This window comes from Bacteroides parvus, assembly GCF_017309675.2.
GTDB lineage: Bacteria > Bacteroidota > Bacteroidia > Bacteroidales > Bacteroidaceae > Bacteroides > Bacteroides uniformis.
On sequence record NZ_CP084680.1, the window covers coordinates 3,319,954 to 3,337,780 of the forward strand.

The 17,827-nt window shown below is 47.2% G+C and carries 13 protein-coding genes; 5 read left to right on the forward strand and 8 right to left on the reverse strand.

Annotation, left to right across the window (positions count from 1 at the left end; translation table 11 throughout):
* Positions 1 to 86: 86 nt before the first annotated feature.
* Positions 87 to 1,604 (reverse strand): DUF4301 family protein, encoded by a 1,518-nt coding sequence (locus JXR92_RS13550; RefSeq protein ID WP_117600875.1) that lies wholly within the window; start codon positions 1,602 to 1,604, stop codon positions 87 to 89.
* 105 nt (positions 1,605 to 1,709) lie between these two features.
* Between JXR92_RS13550 and JXR92_RS13555 the strand changes: the two genes are divergently transcribed.
* Together JXR92_RS13555 and JXR92_RS13560 are read left to right on the forward strand one after the other, a co-directional pair.
* The gene (locus tag JXR92_RS13555) at positions 1,710 to 3,929 is read left to right on the forward strand and encodes a RelA/SpoT family protein (protein WP_117600876.1); all 2,220 of its coding nucleotides are present in this window, start codon (positions 1,710 to 1,712) and stop codon (positions 3,927 to 3,929) included.
* Between the two features lie 16 nt (positions 3,930 to 3,945).
* Positions 3,946 to 4,317, forward strand: a complete 372-nt coding sequence (locus tag JXR92_RS13560; protein ID WP_138346345.1) for a diacylglycerol kinase family protein — start codon at positions 3,946 to 3,948, stop codon at positions 4,315 to 4,317.
* Here the strand turns inward: JXR92_RS13560 and JXR92_RS13565 are convergent.
* The 3 genes from JXR92_RS13565 to JXR92_RS13575 form a co-directional block, all read right to left on the reverse strand.
* The gene (locus tag JXR92_RS13565) at positions 4,293 to 5,270 is read right to left on the reverse strand and encodes an MFS transporter (RefSeq protein WP_138346349.1); all 978 of its coding nucleotides are present in this window, start codon (positions 5,268 to 5,270) and stop codon (positions 4,293 to 4,295) included. The two genes, JXR92_RS13560 and JXR92_RS13565, sit on opposite strands and share 25 nt — an antisense overlap.
* Positions 5,251 to 6,072, reverse strand: a complete 822-nt coding sequence (gene panB, locus JXR92_RS13570) for a 3-methyl-2-oxobutanoate hydroxymethyltransferase (protein WP_025832138.1) — start codon at positions 6,070 to 6,072, stop codon at positions 5,251 to 5,253. The genes JXR92_RS13565 and panB overlap by 20 nt, the downstream gene beginning before the upstream one ends.
* A 69-nt stretch (positions 6,073 to 6,141) precedes the next feature.
* Positions 6,142 to 6,789 carry an HAD family hydrolase gene (locus JXR92_RS13575; RefSeq protein WP_138346353.1) on the reverse strand — a complete coding sequence of 216 codons (648 nt, stop codon included), beginning with the start codon at positions 6,787 to 6,789 and terminating at the stop codon, positions 6,142 to 6,144.
* 118 nt (positions 6,790 to 6,907) lie between these two features.
* Between JXR92_RS13575 and JXR92_RS13580 the strand changes: the two genes are divergently transcribed.
* Entirely contained in the window at positions 6,908 to 8,263 is a 1,356-nt protein-coding gene (locus tag JXR92_RS13580) for an MATE family efflux transporter (RefSeq protein ID WP_117600880.1), read from the forward strand.
* An 86-nt stretch (positions 8,264 to 8,349) separates the two neighbouring features.
* Here JXR92_RS13580 and JXR92_RS13585 read toward each other — a convergent pair whose 3' ends face one another.
* The 4 genes from JXR92_RS13585 to JXR92_RS13600 are packed head-to-tail and all read right to left on the reverse strand — an operon-like array spanning position 8,350 to position 16,024.
* Complete coding sequence (locus JXR92_RS13585; RefSeq protein ID WP_138346362.1) at positions 8,350 to 10,653, reverse strand: ABC transporter permease; 2,304 nt, start codon at positions 10,651 to 10,653, stop codon at positions 8,350 to 8,352.
* A 22-nt stretch (positions 10,654 to 10,675) separates the two neighbouring features.
* Complete coding sequence (locus JXR92_RS13590; RefSeq protein ID WP_138346356.1) at positions 10,676 to 12,979, reverse strand: ABC transporter permease; 2,304 nt, start codon at positions 12,977 to 12,979, stop codon at positions 10,676 to 10,678.
* Positions 12,980 to 13,000: 21 nt separating this feature from the next.
* Positions 13,001 to 13,684 (reverse strand): ABC transporter ATP-binding protein, encoded by a 684-nt coding sequence (locus JXR92_RS13595; RefSeq protein ID WP_057097889.1) that lies wholly within the window; start codon positions 13,682 to 13,684, stop codon positions 13,001 to 13,003.
* Positions 13,685 to 13,708: 24 nt separating this feature from the next.
* On the reverse strand, positions 13,709 to 16,024 hold the full coding sequence (locus tag JXR92_RS13600) for an ABC transporter permease (protein ID WP_138346359.1): 2,316 nt from the start codon (positions 16,022 to 16,024) through the stop codon (positions 13,709 to 13,711).
* A gap of 284 nt (positions 16,025 to 16,308) precedes the next feature.
* Here JXR92_RS13600 and JXR92_RS13605 point away from each other — a divergent pair, with 284 nt between their 5' ends.
* Positions 16,309 to 17,115: a metallophosphoesterase family protein gene (locus tag JXR92_RS13605; RefSeq protein ID WP_034525553.1), complete on the forward strand. Its 807-nt coding sequence runs from the start codon at positions 16,309 to 16,311 to the stop codon at positions 17,113 to 17,115.
* Positions 17,090 to 17,827, forward strand: coding sequence for a hypothetical protein (locus tag JXR92_RS13610; RefSeq protein WP_044468800.1), 738 nt, complete (start codon positions 17,090 to 17,092; stop codon positions 17,825 to 17,827). The genes JXR92_RS13605 and JXR92_RS13610 overlap by 26 nt, the downstream gene beginning before the upstream one ends.

Below are 17,827 nucleotides of genomic sequence, written 5' to 3' on the forward strand. Positions count from 1 at the left end.
CAATCAGACGATTTACTATTCACCATCCGCTACCCGATTACAGCACAGCCAATAGTAAATAGTAAATCGTCTAATAGTAAATTCCTTTATTGGTGCTGTTCTCTCAACAAATCATTCACCGTCTTTACCGGATTGAATGTAGTCAGAGGCACTTCTACAAATACAGTATTCCAATCACTCATGGCGCCGTTCCACAAACCGGGAAGTTCAAGCGCCTTCAGGTCCTTGCCGTTCTTGGACTTATAGGAGATGAACCCCGTGGCTTTATCCACATACTTCACAAGATTGAACTTATGTCCTTTATAGTCACGTACAGCGCAAACCAAATCCACCGGATTGAAATGGGTACCCTTTTCAAACATTTCCTTCTTTTCCGGATCGTCCATATCAATCTGCGAACTTTCCAGAATCTGCAGAGAGATAGTGCCGTCACTGTTGTATGCCAAGAACGGACCTCCACCTGGTTCGCCTACGTTCTTCACCATACCGCAGACGCGCATCGGACGGTTCAGTTTTTCTTTCAGGTATATCACCAGTTCGGCATCTTCCAGATTCTTCGTCTCCGGGTTCTTGCAATAGAGTTGCTTCTGCAGGAATTGCAGGATTTCAAGAATTTGTTCGTGTGTATATTTCCCGCTTTCAAGCAACTGCAAATAGGCAAATACCTTCTGCTGCAAAGCTACCAGTACACCGGCAATCAGCTTTTTATATAATACGGTGTCACCCTTCAGTTTGTCGGGTACCACATTGTCGATATTCTTTATGAAGATAATATCCGCATCAAGGTCGTTCAAGTTTTCAATTAATGCACCATGACCGCCCGGACGGAACAAAAGTTTGCCATTGTCACGGAACGGTTTGTTTTCCATATCGGCAGCAATGGTATCAGTACTCGGTTTCTGTTCCGAAAAGGTGATGTTATAATCCACCCCGTACTTCTTAGCATAAGCGGCAGCCTTTTCGTCCACCAAAGCCTTGAATAAGGCACGGTGTTCGGGCGAAACCGTGAAATGTACATTCACTTTACCATTTTTATTGACAGCATACAAGGCCCCTTCTACCAAATGTTCTTCCAACGGCGTACGGCTACCGTCTTCATACTTATGGAACTTCAGCAGTCCTTTGGGCAGCGCACCATAATTCAGTCCGGCCCCTTCGAGCAAGGCTGCAACAACCGCCTTGTAGTTTCCGGCAGCAAGCAGAGCCGATATATCCTTTCCGGCAGTTCTCCGGCAAGCGATATTCAGGTCGTCATAGAAGGCAAACTTCTCTATCTTCTCAAAGAAAGTCTTTTCAAAGCCTGTCTGGGGGGCATCATAATCTGCTCCAAGAAACTCAAACAAGTTTTTGAACATACGGCTAGCAGCACCCGAAGCCGGTACAAACTTCACTACCACCTTATCGGTCTGTGTATATGCCTCCCAAGCGTCCAGGTATTTCTTCTGTTCATCCGTATCCGGAGCCAATATCCCCTTCTCTACAGAAGCAGCGGCAGACAGTTTCAAGTATGGAAAACCCTTTTCAAAACAAGCCAACTGTTCGGCTATTTGTTCTTCGGAGATGCCTTTATTTTCGAGCAACTCTTTGTCTTGCGGTGTTATCATAATATCTTGTTTTATTAATTCATGCCCAAAAATACAAAAAAAGCAGAACTGCCGTCAAGAAAATGAAGAAAAAACTTACCTTTGAAGCATAAAATACGGACGATTATGGAAACTGATGAATTTTTCACTACTAAAGAGAAAGATTTACTCTTCTCGCTCTACCGCAAACTGTTGCAACTTTCCGGAGAAACCCTCCAGAAGGGGGACTGCAAAAAGCTGAAAACACATCTTGTCAACACTATACAGAACAACCGTATCCAGCGTGATATATTCGGTTTGAATCCCGTCATCAAAGATATGCAAACGGCTGTCATCGTAGCGGAAGAAATTGGCATGAAGCGCGCCTCCATTCTGGGACTCATGCTGCACGACTCCGTGCGCTGCGGTACTTGCACCGCCCAAGAAGTAGAGCAAATTTATGGCGAGGACGTGGCAGGCATCATCCGGGGATTGATACGTGTAAACGAACTTTATTCCAAAAGCCCTACCATCGAGTCCGAGAATTTCCGCAACTTGTTGCTGACTTTCGCCGAGGACATGCGTGTCATTCTCATTATGATTGCCGACCGCGTAAACATCATGCGGCAGATAAAAGATTGCAAGAACGATGAAGCCCGCCGGCAGGTAGCCAACGAAGCGGCCTATCTCTATGCGCCCCTTGCCCATAAGCTGGGTCTGTATAAATTGAAGTCGGAACTGGAAGACCTCTCGCTGAAATATACCGAAAAAGAGGTTTACTATCATATCAAGGACAAGCTGAACGAGACAAAGGCATCACGCGACAAGTACATCGCCTCTTTCATTGCACCGGTACAAAAGAAACTGGAAGACGCCGGACTAAAGTTCCACATTAAAGGACGCACCAAGTCCATCCACTCCATCTACCAAAAAATGAAGAAGCAGAAATGCCCCTTCGAAGGCGTGTATGACTTGTTTGCCATCCGCATCATTCTGGACTCTTGCCTGGACAAGGAGAAACTGGAATGTTGGCAGGCCTACTCCATCGTAACAGATATGTACCAGCCTAACCCGAAACGGCTACGCGACTGGCTGTCCGTACCTAAAAGCAACGGATATGAGTCACTGCACATCACCGTGATGGGTCCCGAAGGCAAATGGGTGGAAGTACAAATACGTACCGAACGCATGGATGATATTGCCGAACGAGGCCTGGCCGCCCATTGGCGATACAAAGGAGTGAAAGGTGAATCTGGTCTTGACGAATGGCTGACTTCCGTACGCGAAGCCTTAGAGAGCTCGGACAGCAACGGACTGGAAACGATGGACCAGTTCAAACTGGATTTGTACGAAGACGAGGTATTTGTATTTACCCCGAAAGGCGATTTGTTCAAACTTGCTAAAGGCTCCACCGTGCTCGATTTTGCTTTTCATATTCACAGCAAACTAGGTTGCAAATGCATCGGTGCCAAAGTGAACGGCAAAAATGTACAGTTGAAGCAAATGCTGCATAGCGGTGACCAAGTAGAGATAATGACATCGAATACGCAGACACCCAAGCAGGACTGGCTGAACATCGTAACCACCTCTAAGGCGCGTACCAAAATACGCCAGGCGTTGAAGGAAATGGCTGCACGCCAGCACGCCTTCGCCAAGGAAACCCTGGAACGCAAGTTCAAGAACCGGAAAATAGAGTATGATGAAGGAACCATGATGCGCCTCATCAAGCGCCTTGGCTTCAAGGTAGTGACAGACTTCTACCAGGCTATTGCCGATGAAGTGCTGGATGTCAACGAGATTATAGACAAATATCTTGAACAGCAAAAACGGGAAAACGACACACGTGACGATATTGTCTACCGCAGTGCTGAAGGCTATAACCTTCAACAAGGCATACCGGAAGAGATAGGTACTAAAGAAGATGTACTGGTCATTGACCAAAATCTGAAAGGATTAGATTTCAAGTTGGCACGCTGCTGCAATCCCATCTATGGAGATGATGTATTCGGCTTTGTCAGTGTAACGGGAGGTATCAAGATACACCGTTGCGATTGTCCCAATGCCAGTGATTTGCACTCACGTTTCGGCTACCGTATCGTGAAAGCACGCTGGGCCGGAAAGTCACAAGGTACACAGTACCCCATCACCCTGCGCGTAGTGGGACACGATGACATCGGCATCGTGACCAACATCACTTCCATCATTTCCAAAGAAACGGGTATTACCTTGAGAAGCATCGGTATTGACTCGCATGACGGGCTGTTTTCCGGAACGCTGACCATCATGGTAAGCGACACGGGACATTTGGAAGCACTTGTCAAAAAACTAAGGACGGTAAAGGGAGTGAAACAAGTTTCAAGGAATTAAATGACAACTATAATCCATGAAGTACGACTTTAAAAAGCAGTTGCGCAGTTTCGGATATGCCTGGAAAGGTATCCGGTGCTGCATAGGAAAAGAACAGAACCTGAGCTTCCATCTGATTGCCACGGTGGTTACGGTGATTGCCGGATTCTTATTGGAGATTACCCGGATCGATTGGATGATTGTTATTCTTTGCATCGGAGTGGTGATAGCAGCTGAGCTGTTCAATACCGCCATTGAGAAGCTGGTCGACCTGGTGTCTCCCCAACAGCATCCCGTGGCAGGGCAAGTAAAAGACATAGCCGCCGGAGCAGTACTGGTATGTGCTGCAACGGCGGCCATTATAGGATTGATTGTATTTATCCCTTACCTCACCCGCTTTTTCTTATAATAAGGATAGGTCAGCAGCACAAAGAAAAATACGGTAAGCATAGCGGCAACAGATGCCACATGGTATATCTGTACTTTGTCCATCAGGTGGCAAGCCACAGCCATGCCCACCAGCAGCCCTGCCTCCATAAACAAATGGCAAGTGGTGTTTGCCGTTCCACGCTGGCAGTGGTGCGACAATTTGACAAACATCTTCATGAACGGGACTGTAATGAACACCAGTACAGCCAATGCCGCCAATGACCAATAATCGCCCACAAACATCAGCGGTAGCAATGCTCCCGGTACAAAAGCAATCAGCAGCATATTGATGGCAGGTACCCATGCACGCGGCAATAAGAAACGGTCCATATTGCACAGCGACACGCCTATCGGAGCACGGAAAGCCACATATACCCTCGATGCGAAAAATATGCTGGCCAGTCCGGCCGCTACGGACAGATAGGTCACCATACGGAAACCATACATCTTATACATTCCAATGCCCAACATAACACCCACCAGCATGCCCAAGCATGCAGCCCATGCATATACCATGTTTCCTGCACTGCGGCGTGTGGAAGTCGTTATGTCGATGGCCACCGTAATGCCCGCTGTGGTTGCCAGCCCGAAACATACTCCCTGCACAGCGGCAAGCAGCAGAAATTTCGTATAACCATCCACAAAGGCATATCCCAGAACAGCCGCCAGCATAATGAGTGTGGAGTAAAGGAGCACGTGCTTCCTTTTATATTCATCGACCAGATAGGCATGAAAAGGACCGACAGCAAACATGGCCACCGCAAAAACCAGAAACATGCTGCCCGCCTGTCCGACGGAAACACCCAACTGCTCTCCCATCACAAAAGGGAGCAAAGGAAAAAGCATATAGACGGATATGTACAGCAACAGATTTGCCGTACACATCCGCCAAAAATTGAGTGTCATAAGTTTGTTAGTACTGTTCTTTCTCATTCGGGAAATCTAAGTTCTTCACATCAGATACATAACGGCTGATGGCATCCGTCATCACTGTATGCAGGTCAGCATAGCGACGCAAGAAACGAGGACGGAAACCGTTATTCATACCCAGCATATCCTGAACCACCAACACCTGGCCGTCCACATCGCCACCGGCACCGATGCCGATAACGGGTATAGTCAACTCACTGGCCACTCGGGCAGCCAATGCGGCGGGAATCTTCTCCAATACCAGTCCGAAGCATCCGGCTTCTTCCAACAAATGCGCATCGCGTACCAGTTTCTCAGCTTCAGCATCATCCTTGGCACGGACAGTATATGTTCCATACTTATTGATGGATTGGGGCATCAGTCCGAGATGTCCCATGATAGGAATACCGGCGCTAAGGATACGTTTCACCGTACCGATGATTTCCTCGCCTCCCTCCAGTTTGAGGGCGTCGGCATGGCTTTCTTTCATAATACGGATAGCGGAAGCCAATCCCTCCAGTTCGTTGCCCTGATAAGAACCGAAAGGCATGTCGACGATGACCATAGCACGCTTCACACCGCGAACCACGGATTTGCCATGATAAATCATCTGGTCGAGCGTGATGGGAAGCGTGGTGACATTGCCTGCCATTACATTGGAAGCGGAATCTCCCACCAGAATCACGTCTACACCGGCACCGTCTACAATCTGCGCCATAGTATAGTCATAAGATGTCAACATTGATATCTTTTCGCCTCTTTGCTTCATTTCAACAAGGCGATGTGTAGTCACTTTACGAGTGTCGTCTGAAATATAACCCATGATAGTATTTACAATTTGGCAATTTACAATTACTCAATTTAATTTTCGGCGCAAAGGTAATCCTTTTTCTGATTACTTGTACAATTGAGTTAATTTATCGTAAGTGAAACCCTGAAAGTCATCCAATACATAATGACACAACGAGGCTATGTCTTCACGGGAATTGGTGGTTGCCAACCCTATAACGGTAGCTCCTGAAGCCATGCCGGCTTTCAGCCCGTTGAAGGAATCCTCGAATACATATGTGGTGTCGGGAGTTGTGCCGAAAACCTCCATACCCAACAGAAAACAATCCGGTGCAGGCTTGGAAGCCGTAAACATCTCGGCCGTAAGGATACGGTCGAAAAGAGTCTTTATTTCGGGATGAACCCGATAGACAGCTGCCATCTTCGCTTCGTTGGAGCTGGTCACTACGGCAGTCTTCACCTCATTCCGGTGTAGGTCGGCAATGAAGTCAAGCACTCCGGGAATAAAGTCGAATGACATTTCCTGTTCAAAGCGGTTCAACCGTTCTGTAATTTCAGTCTGCTCCTTCACCATGCCCGGAAAAAAGGTGTCATAAATATAGACCAGCGTCTGGCCCTTCACTTTACCTTCAATATCATCCATACCCAAATACTGCTTTCCCATTTCATGCCAGAAGTGACTGTACTGTGTCTCCGTGTCTACCACCACGCCGTCGAAATCAAAAAGTACGGCGGTTGCTTTTGTTGTGTCCATAAACTTTCTTTTACCTAAATCTGTTAATACCAAAACACTATAGTGCACAAAGGTGAGAATAATCTGCGAACCAAACAAATATTTCTTATCTTTGCACTCCTTAATTGACTCATATCAAATGAACAACCCGCATATATTAGGAACCGAGCGCATTGGCAAACTGCTTGTGCAGTATTCCATTCCGGCCATTATAGGCATGACGATTACTTCGTTGTACAACATCATCGACAGCATTTTCATTGGCCATGGCGTAGGTCCCATGGGCATTGCCGGACTTGCCATCACCTTCCCTCTGATGAATCTGGTCGTAGCTTTCTGTACGATGGTATCGGCAGGCGGCTCTACCATTTCATCCATCCGGCTGGGACAGAAAGACCTGGACGGAGCTACCGAAGTCCTGGGAAACACACTGATGTTCTGCCTGGTCAATGCATTCATATTCGGCGGCATCTCATTCATATTCCTGGATGATATTCTGCGCTTCTTCGGTGCCAGCAATGATACGTTGCCATATGCCCGCGACTTCATGCAGGTGATATTACTGGGTACCCCCGTCACTTATACCATGATTGGCCTGAACAATATCATGCGTGCCACGGGATATCCCAAGAAAGCGATGCTTACGTCTATGGTAACGGTAGTCTGTAACATAATCCTCGCTCCCATTTTCATCTTCCAATTTGACTGGGGAATACGGGGAGCTGCAACGGCAACGGTCATCTCGCAGTTCATCGGCATGGTGTGGGTAGTAAGCCATTTCCTGCAAAAGACAAGTGTGGTACGTCTGCAACGGGGGTTCTGGAAGATGAAAAAACGCATCATCAGCAGTATATTATCCATCGGTATGTCACCGTTCCTAATGAATGTTACGGCATGTGTCATTGTGATTATCGTAAACAACAGCCTCCAACAGTACGGAGGCGATATGGCCATCGGGGCATATGGCATTATCAACCGGCTGCTGGTACTCTATGTAATGATTGTATTGGGGTTGACGATGGGAATGCAACCGATTGTAGGCTATAACTTCGGTGCGCAAAAACACGACCGTGTGAAGGCTACCCTGCGTCTGACCATCATTGCCGGAGTATGTATCACCAGTACAGGTTTCCTTATCTGCGAATTGTTCCCCCATGCCATATCTGCCATCTTTACCAGTGATGAAGAGTTGATAGATATTGCTTCCAGAGGCGTGCGCATTGCCGTAGCCATATTCCCGCTGGTAGGCGCACAGATTGTCATCGGCAATTTCTTCCAAAGCATCGGGAAAGCGAAAATCAGTATCTTCTTATCGCTGACACGCCAATTACTGTATCTGTTGCCGGGACTACTGATATTCCCGCATTACTTTGGGCTGGACGGCATCTGGATATGTATGCCGGTATCGGACTTCTTTGCTTTTGTAACGGCTGTTATAGCTTTATGGATATATAATACCCGATTATCTGTCAAGAGTAGATTTACGAAAGATTAACGGTGGATCCCGGAAAACACATCATCCATACACCCCAAACGCATGATGTGTTTACCTTGAGCAGGCCATCCAAGTGGGAAAATATCTTATTCACTCTTGATGCTCTTTACCGGATTTTCGTTGGCAACATGCCATGATTTCATCACTACACATCCCACGATAAATGCAAGCAACAAAAAGCCGATACTGATATATCCGACGATAGGCAGTAGTACCACATCACTAAACTGACTGATCCAGATTTGCCCTACCTCATAAGCTCCAAGTGTTCCAAGCACTACAGACGGTATGGCAATCCAAAGCACATCACGCGACAGCAATCGCAATATACCGGATGTTTCCGCTCCATTCACCTTACGAATGGCAATCTCTTTGGAACGTAAACGTATTTCATCATCCACATATCCCACCAGCCCCATTAAAATGATAAAAAGAATGGTGAAAGATGCCCATAAAGTGACATCGCGGAAGACACGTACAGATTCGGCATAATTGCCCAACATTTGCTCCATAGAACGGAACACAAGGTCATCTTGTGGATATAGACGGCTCATTTCCTCATTCAGTCGGCGCAGGTTGTCATCAAACGGTTCTTTAAGACGGGCTTCCAGACAAAATGCGGTACCTTCAAACCATTCTATCATAACGGCTTCACTGTCGTTGGTACAGCCGACAAATGCAAAACTATCCAACAAACCTACCACCGTACCATAATCATTCACCTGCTTGCCAATGGGGCTGTCCGTCCAATGCATTTTCTCACAGAACGTGCTGTTGACCAGCAGTTGGTGTTTCCCTGTGAGGTTATGTCCCTCTTTCAATTTCAAACCGATAAAAGGCAAGTAGTCACTATCGAACCACGAATTACGCGGATAGAACATCTCGTTGCCTTGAGCGTCAAGTATCGGGCGATTGGCTCCAAAGCCCGTTATAGAGCGTTCGGCCGAGGCAACCGCCTCTACATAGGGCAAGTTACGAAGTTGTGTACGTAACAGATCTGCATTCACTTTTCTCTGGAAGATAGACACTACACGTTCCGGTCGCCAACCACGGTCGCGCCCTACCATATAGCGGTATTGCAAGAACACCATCAGCATCATACCTATAATGAATGCTGCACCCATAAACTGTACGAAGAGCAATACCCGCTTCCATCCCCTGCGGCCGGAAGTGTAACGCCTGAATACTTGCGTCACGGGAATACGGGCAAAGAGCATGGCAGGTAAGCATCCTCCAAAAACAAACAAGACCGCCACTACCGCCAAAGGCGCATATAAATGCTGCCAATCGAACAATACGGCAAGAGGGACTGCCGCCAACTCCTCCATCCGCTCATGGAAGACATAAACCAATATTCCGACTACCAACAATGCCGCACTTATTACTATCGCCGTTTCCACCAGAAACATACAGAAGATACTGCCACCTGATGCACCACTACATTTATGTACGCCTATCGCTTTGGCACGTTGTGTCAACGAAGAAATGGAAATCAATACATAATTCAACGTCGTGGTGAAAAGTAACACAGCACCCAAGAAAAACATAATCCAAACCATTTTGCGGACTTGCGCTTCACCCAGATGCACACTGCGGATAGGTACAATATGGACCGACAGTTCCAGCCCGCTATCCGATGGCAAGTGCCGTGCGACAGCCGCTGATATCCGTTCGTTCAACCAATCGGCATCTTGCGGACTGCGTAACCGAACGAAACCGTCATAATTCCCACCACTCTGCCATCCCATTCCCCACTGCGTGTACTTCTCTATATTCGAGAAAGACACAACTGCTTCGGGACGCTTATACAAAGAAGTATTCAAAGGAACATCCCGAAAAATACCTTTAACAAGCAAAGTAGCTTCATGCCCCCAGAAATCGTATGACACAGTCTTACCTATGGGATTTTCATCACCAAATACCTGCCGTACTGCCGTTTCTGAAAGGAAAACTACATCTGGATTCGCTAAATCCTGCGGATTTCCTTTTACTACATCCAAACCGAGAACAGAAAAATAGAGCGTATCAGCAATCACTGTCTTCAATTCCAACGGACGGTTACCCAACTTATAATCGTCATCGAATAGTGAACAACTGACCGTAGCCCCTTGCACCTTATCTGAAAATTCTTTAGCTATAATGCCAGGAATCGGAATAATGGTGTAGAAACTCTCTCCTCCTTCCAATACACCATTCTTCATCCAACCCGTCTTCACAATATAAAGGTTATCCGGATCATGATAAAAGCTATCAAAATTCAACTCGAATGCAATCCGCGCAAATAGGAATACGGACATCAACAGTCCCAATGCTAACGATACGATTTTAATGGCATTGGTCCCCTGTCTATGCAATAAACTTTGCAATGTATAATAAATGTGACTACTCATCATAATTTCCTGAAGTTATTCTTTATTCACTCTTGATACTGTCTACCGGATTCTCATTGGCAATCCGCCATGCCTTGAATACTACACAACCGATGATGAGCAATAGTACAATGCATGCAATAAGCAAGAATCCGCAGATACCAAAATCCACTCCCTCCACAAACTGCTCTATCCAGACACCGCCTATATACCAGGCTCCCAGCCCTCCAAGAAAAACGGCCGGCAAGGATATCCAGAATATATCCTTCGAGAAAAGCCGGAGAATGGATGACGCTTCCGCACCATTCACTTTACGGATGGCAATTTCCTTGCTGCGGCGTTGTATCTCGTCATTGATGTAGCCAATCAACCCCATTAACGTAACAAAAAGGATGGTTATGGCAGCCAGTAAAGCTGCATTACGGAAATCCGTGACGGTACTGTTCTGGTCGTCAATGACCTTTTGGAACGAGGAAAATACAATGTCACGGGTGGGAAACAGCTTTTCCATGTCTTCATTCAAACGCTTGAGGTTATCGTCAAAAGGCTCTTTCAGACGTAATTGGATGTTTCCGGAAAATCGGTCAAGATAAGTTGCATACATAGGTTGCACCGCCACATAAGCGGCATTGGATGTGGCAAAGTCTTTCAGTACACCTACAATATTGCCCGCTATGCGATCGCCGTTGCGCACTTGCCTGCCTATCGGTTTATCTTCCCAATGCATCATTTTCAAAAATGTTTCATTGACCAATATCTGCCCAGGAGCATCCATATTCTTGCCTTCCGCAAATTCCAACTTCATAAACGGGGCATAGTCCTTGCCAAATTCCACCCAACGCATGCTCATCCACTGCCCGTTATCAGTCGTAACCCCTTCTCCGCTCAATCCGTCTGTAAGAAGATTACTGCTACAAGCTCCATCTTCCACATAAGGCAAAGAAAGCATCACACTACGATTGGCATCGCTTTCCGCATCCGAGTCAAAGGATACGCCCGAAGCATAAGCCACCCGGTGGTAATCGAATCCACGTTCTTTATTGGTGATGTAATGGCTCTGCATAAGCACCAGCCCCAACAAGCCGAAAATAAAGGAGGTACCGGCAAACTGCACAAACAAGAGCGGACGTTTCCAGCCTTTCTTGCCTTCGGTGTACCGGCGGAAAACCTGCGTCACCGGAATGCGGGCAAAAAGCTGCCCGGGCAACATGCCGCCTATCATAAACAAAATGACTATCACTGAAAGCGGTGCCCAAATGTTTTCCCAAGAGAAAAGACCGGCAAGACTAACGTCGAGCATGTCCTCCAACGGCTCACGGAAATTAAATAGAAGCAGCGCTACAAGCAGCAAGGAAAAAAGCATGATGACTCCGGTCTCCCATAAGAACATACCGAAAATAGTTCCCGTATTTGCCCCACTACATTTATGTACGCCTATAGCTTTGGCACGACGGTTCATGGCTGAGATGGAAATAAGCACATAATTCATCGCCACAATAAAAAGTATGGCGGTTCCCAGCGTCAACAGAATCCATACCATACGCATGGTACTGATACCAAATTCCATACGGTAGTCCCTTATCGGAACCAGACTGATAAATACATCATCGCTCTTGCGCACCTGCCCGGCAAGTTTCTCTATTCGGGTGTTCACATCGTCCAGTTGCACCCCCGGGCGCAGACGGACAAAGGACATATAGCTGTCTCCACCTCCCCATCCCCAGTATCCCCAATGATGCTTGAAGGAGGTAGCCAGAGACATCACGACACCACTTCCATAGAAACTGGAGTTTTCGGGAAAATCTTCAAAAATGCCCTTCACGGTCATTGGCATCTGTTTGTTATAGACCACCGTCTGCCCGATGGGATTCTTATCGGCAAACATGCTGCCGGCCAGCTCCCTGCTGATGAAGACCACCTCCGGATTATTCAGCTCGCGAGGGTCTCCACTGACAACATCAATGCCCATAGTGGCAAAGAAACAAGAATCGGCCGTCATGGCATTGGTCTGGAAACGGCGTTCATTGGCAAACCAAGCCGAATTGCTCCACCATTGCTGGGTGACGGTAACACTCTCCACCTCGTCAGGCAGGTTTTCGGCAATGGTACCAGCCACCGGTCCAAGAGTTATATGCGAAGGATGATACTCGTTGTTGTAATACCATACTGTTTTGACAAGACACAAACGTTCATGGTCCTTGTAGCAGGTATCATAATTGAGCTCGAATGCCTGACGGGAAAAAATGAGGATACTGACTGCCAACCCCAGTCCCAGGGAAACAATCTTGATGAGGTTGGAGCCTTTTCCTCGTATCAATGTCTGGAGAGTGTAATATAGTTGTCTCATGGAAGTTGTTTTAAAAGTCCGTTACAAATCCTGTGCTGCCACACTTGCCACCACACTACCGTCGAAAAGATGTATCGTGCGGTGTGCAAACGAGGCGTCGTGCTGGCTGTGGGTCACCATAATAATCGTAGTACCCTCTTTATTCAGTTCTGTCAACAGATTCATCACCTCAGCTCCGTTCTTGGAGTCCAAGTTACCGGTAGGCTCATCGGCGAGTATCAGCTTGGGATTGGTTACGACCGCACGGGCTATCGCCACACGCTGCTGCTGACCGCCGGAAAGCTGTTGCGGGAAGTGTTTGGCACGGTGGCTGATGTTCATCCGCTTCAGAATATCCTCTACCATGCGTTTGCGCTCACTTGCCTTCACGCCGAGGTACGTAAGGGGAAGTTCCACATTCTCGTAGACGTTCAGTTCGTCTATCAGGTTGAAGCTCTGGAACACGAATCCCAGTTTCCCCTTACGTACGCGTGTACGTTCCTTTTCTTTCAAGTCCGCCACTTCCTGGCCGAGTAGCTTGTAACTGCCCTCAGTAGGATTGTCCAGCAGTCCCAGAATATTCAGCAAGGTGGATTTGCCGCAACCGGACGGCCCCATAATGGCTACAAACTCTCCCTCCTTTACATCGAGGTTTACGTGATTCAATGCTACCGTCTCTACTTCCGAAGTACGGAATACTTTGCTGATGTTGTTAATCTCAATCATGATATTTAATGTTTTAATATTGTTTTATTCGCTCTTAATACTATTCACCGGATTCTCGTTCGCTATCCGCCAGGACTTCCAAAGTACGCAGGCTACGATAATCACCAAATTGACCATCACTACCAGTACGTATACTGCCCAACTGATGGGAATACGCTCCGCAAACTGTTCCATCCACATTCCGTTGACATACCATGCCAATACCGTACCGATGACAACTGCCGGAGCCGCCACCACAAGTATATTCCTCGACAGCATTTCCAAGATACCGGAAGCCTCTGCCCCGTTCACTTTACGGATGGCAATCTCCTTACTGCGGCGGCGCACCTCGTCGGTAGTATACCCAATCAGCCCCATCAGCATGATGAAGAACATGGTCACTGCCGCCATCAAAGTGGCATTGCGGAATACACGGACAGAATTATAGCTGTTCTCTATCCTTTTCTCATAACCGGTAAAGTCAATGGTCTGGTCATGGAAAGCCTCGGCTACATCGTGGTTCAACTTCTGCAGATTTTCGGTAAAGGGTTCTTTCAAACGAACATGTACCGTTCCATAAAAATTCTTGTTCCCACGGGCTATGAAAGGCATCTTCTCGGTTCTGAAACTCTCTATCTGGAAATCCTTCAACTGCCCTACGACCTTGAATGTATTCCCTTCGGTATATACCGTACGGCCCACGACGTCGTCTCCCCAACGCATCATCTCGGCAAAGGTCTCGTTCACCACGACTTCCTCTTTATCGCGCGCCATACGTCCCGTCTTCATAGTCATGCCCATCAAAGCAGGAAAGTCCTCGCGCATGAAATAAGAAGAACGGCAAGAGAAAAGTGCCTGCCCGCTCTCACTATGAATCATCGAACCGCTATATCCGCTAATGGGCGTACTGTTGGCGCTGGACACCGCTTCCACGTAGGGCAATCCCTTGAAGAACTGATAAGCCGCGTCACGCGTCGCTTCATTATCCCAGTAGGCATTGCCTATGGCTATCTGCTTGGGATTATACCCCATATCCTTTTTCAGTACATACTGATATTGCGACATCACCACACACATCAATCCACTAATGAATGCCACGCCTGCAAACTGGACAAACAGCAACGGACGCTTCCACCCCTTTTTCCCCTCGGTATAGCGGCGGAACACCTGCGACACGGGAATACGCGCAAAGAGCCGGCCCGGCAACACGCCTCCCACTATAAACAGCAGAAGCACTACCGACAACGGTACCCAGATACGCTCCGGAGCCAACAAGGTGGAGAGCTTTACAACGACCGTGTCTTCCACAAAATCGCGGAAGTTGAGCATTATCAACGCCATCAGCAGCAATGCCGCCACAATGATGATACCCGTTTCCAGCAAAAACATGCTGAAAACCGTGCCACCGCTCGCACCGCTGCATTTATGTACGCCTACCGACTTGGCGCGGTAGCTCAAAGAAGAAATGGAAATCAGCACATAGTTCAACGCCGCAATGAAAAGAATGGCAAAACCAAGAATGCTCATGATGACACGCATCCGCTGCACATCATCATAATTGCGGTATGTATCACGGATGGGCTGCACAAAAGCCGTGTAGCCGTACTCTTTCTTATCTTCTGCCGGGCGATATTTGTCTATCATGGCATCAATACGCGCATTGACAACAGATTTGTCGGCACCGGGACGAAAACGGATAAACTCTACCCAACTGTCTCCCCCGCTCCACGAGTAGTTATTCCAGTTGCGGCTCCACAAGGTAGGCATCGAGATAACCGCTTCCGGATTGATTGTGGCGTTCTCAGGCAAATTGGCATAGATTCCCTTCACCGTCAGGTCAAACTGATGGTCATAATTAAGCGTTTTCCCTATAGGATTCTCCTCACCGAACACTTTCCTTGCAAAGCGTTCACTCAAGAAAATAATATCCTTCTGCACCAAGTCCTTTTCGGGATTCCCGTTCAGGACGTCGATACCCATGGTACGGAAGAACAGCGAATCGGCTGCAATCTTCCTGTCATCAAGACGCACGCTTCCATTGTAAAGAGGAGCAGATACCATAGACGTGCTCAAACTTACTGCCGACTCCACCTCTTTGGGGAAGTTCTCCAAAATGGCCCCTGCCACGGGACCGCAATTCCACTCCTGAGGCTCAAACTTCTCTCCTTTCACCGAGAATATCGACCATACCTGATACAAGTTATCATAATCCTTGAAGCAAGTGTCAAAACTCTGTTCATATGCCACGCGGGAGAAAAGCAGAATACTCATCGTCAATCCCAATCCCAAAGAAATGACCTTGATGATATTCGAACCGCGTCCCCGCAGTAAAGTCTGAATTACATAATAGATTTGTTTCATTCCGTTTATCGTTTATTAGATTTATTTTCTTGCTTTTCATATTGCAGAAAGCGTGCCAAAGAATACACAAACCTGATTATCAGCACATATCGTATTTCAAAAGAAGACAAAGGTGTCTAATTTTTAGACACTCCCGTCTAAAAATTAGACAGAGGCCGAATCTCTGTTCAGCCTCATAGAACAAAAAAAAGGGAAATTAGAAAAGAATCCATAAGAATGAAAACTTTACCTTTGCCCACAGTTTTCTAAAGATAGAGTATAAACGTAAAATGAAGCACCTGCACATGAAATTCCCCAAACTCTTATATCCTTCATTCCTATGCCTGCTTATAGCCGGCTGCGACATGATAGATTATCACCCTTACGATGTACACATCAGCGGTGAAACCGATGTCAATGCCCACAACATTGCCCAAATAGAGCAGAACTGCCAGAACAAGACAACAATCCGGTTCGTAACAATGGGTGACTCCCAGCGCTGGTATGACGAGACCGACGACTTTGTAAGCCACCTCAACAAGCGGGACGACATAGATTTCGTCATTCATGGCGGAGACGTCAGTGACTTCGGTGTAACAGACGAGTTCCTTTGGCAACGGGACATTATGAACAAACTCAAGATACCCTATGTGGTACTTCTCGGCAATCACGACTGCCTGGGCACGGGCGAAGAGACTTATCGTGCAATATTCGGAGACCCCAATTTCTCCTTCATTGCAGGACGGGTAAAGTTTGTCTGCCTGAATACCAACGCCATCGAATTTGACTACTCCCGCCCCATTCCCGACTTCGAGTTTCTTGCCGCACAGATACGCGACCGTGAAGAGGAATTCGATAAAACCGTTGTGTCCATGCATATACGCCCGTTCTGCAACGAGTTCAACAATAATGTGGCACACGTATTCCAGCGTTACATCAAGGAATTTCCCGGACTGCAGTTCTGTACATCCGCACACGAACACCATCGCTTCGAGAAAGACCTCTTTGAAGATGGGATAATGTATTACATGAGCGACTGCATGAAGAACCGCAATTACTATATATTCACCATAACCCCCGACGGATATGAACGCGAAGTGGCATATTATTAATCACCTGGCATGCGCCGTCGTCTTCTTGTCGGTATGCTCTTTTTCTGCTTTTTCACAAGAGAGAGATACCATCTTCATCATAGAACACGATACTGTATGGATGGACCCGCAACCGGATGCCGTCATTGAAAGCCGAACCAGGGAGAACCGTTATGACCGCCGCGTACACCGCTACCGCAGGCATTGGGAGGCCTTGATTCCGACGCACACCAAAATTCAGTTTGCCGGCAATATGGGGTTGCTGTCATTCGGTACCGGATGGGATTACGGCAGAAGAAACCAATGGGAAACAGACGTATTCTTCGGAGTATTGCCCAAATATGACTCCAAACGTACCAAGCTGACATTCACTGTCAAGCAGAACTACCTTCCCTGGAGCCTGCAAATAAAACAGAGCCGTTTTTCTGTAGAACCGCTGGCTTGCGGCATGTATCTGAACACGGTATTCGGCGATGAGTTCTGGGTCAATGAGCCGGAACGCTACCCTAAAGGATATTATGGTTTCTCCTCCAAGGTACGCATCCATGTATTCTTAGGACAGCGCATCACTTACGACATCGACCCACAACGACGGTTCACGGCCAAAGAAATCACTTTCTTCTATGAAATAAGTACATGTGACCTATATGTAGTCAGCGCCTTCACCAACAAGTATCTGAAACCCAAGGATTATCTGAGCTTGTCATTTGGCATCAAACTGCAACTGCTATAA

What these genes read in the sequence shown, in the direction of transcription:
- JXR92_RS13550 (WP_117600875.1), bottom strand. Translation starts at nt 1,604, where the DNA reads ATGATAACACCGCAAGACAAAGAGTTGCTCGAAAATAAAGGCATCTCC.
- JXR92_RS13555 (WP_117600876.1), top strand. Translation starts at nt 1,710, where the DNA reads ATGGAAACTGATGAATTTTTCACTACTAAAGAGAAAGATTTACTCTTC.
- JXR92_RS13560 (WP_138346345.1), top strand. Translation starts at nt 3,946, where the DNA reads ATGAAGTACGACTTTAAAAAGCAGTTGCGCAGTTTCGGATATGCCTGG.
- JXR92_RS13565 (WP_138346349.1), bottom strand. Translation starts at nt 5,270, where the DNA reads ATGAGAAAGAACAGTACTAACAAACTTATGACACTCAATTTTTGGCGG.
- JXR92_RS13575 (WP_138346353.1), bottom strand. Translation starts at nt 6,789, where the DNA reads ATGGACACAACAAAAGCAACCGCCGTACTTTTTGATTTCGACGGCGTG.
- JXR92_RS13580 (WP_117600880.1), top strand. Translation starts at nt 6,908, where the DNA reads ATGAACAACCCGCATATATTAGGAACCGAGCGCATTGGCAAACTGCTT.
- JXR92_RS13585 (WP_138346362.1), bottom strand. Translation starts at nt 10,653, where the DNA reads ATGAGTAGTCACATTTATTATACATTGCAAAGTTTATTGCATAGACAG.
- JXR92_RS13590 (WP_138346356.1), bottom strand. Translation starts at nt 12,979, where the DNA reads ATGAGACAACTATATTACACTCTCCAGACATTGATACGAGGAAAAGGC.
- JXR92_RS13595 (WP_057097889.1), bottom strand. Translation starts at nt 13,684, where the DNA reads ATGATTGAGATTAACAACATCAGCAAAGTATTCCGTACTTCGGAAGTA.
- JXR92_RS13600 (WP_138346359.1), bottom strand. Translation starts at nt 16,024, where the DNA reads ATGAAACAAATCTATTATGTAATTCAGACTTTACTGCGGGGACGCGGT.
- JXR92_RS13605 (WP_034525553.1), top strand. Translation starts at nt 16,309, where the DNA reads ATGAAATTCCCCAAACTCTTATATCCTTCATTCCTATGCCTGCTTATA.
- JXR92_RS13610 (WP_044468800.1), top strand. Translation starts at nt 17,090, where the DNA reads ATGAACGCGAAGTGGCATATTATTAATCACCTGGCATGCGCCGTCGTC.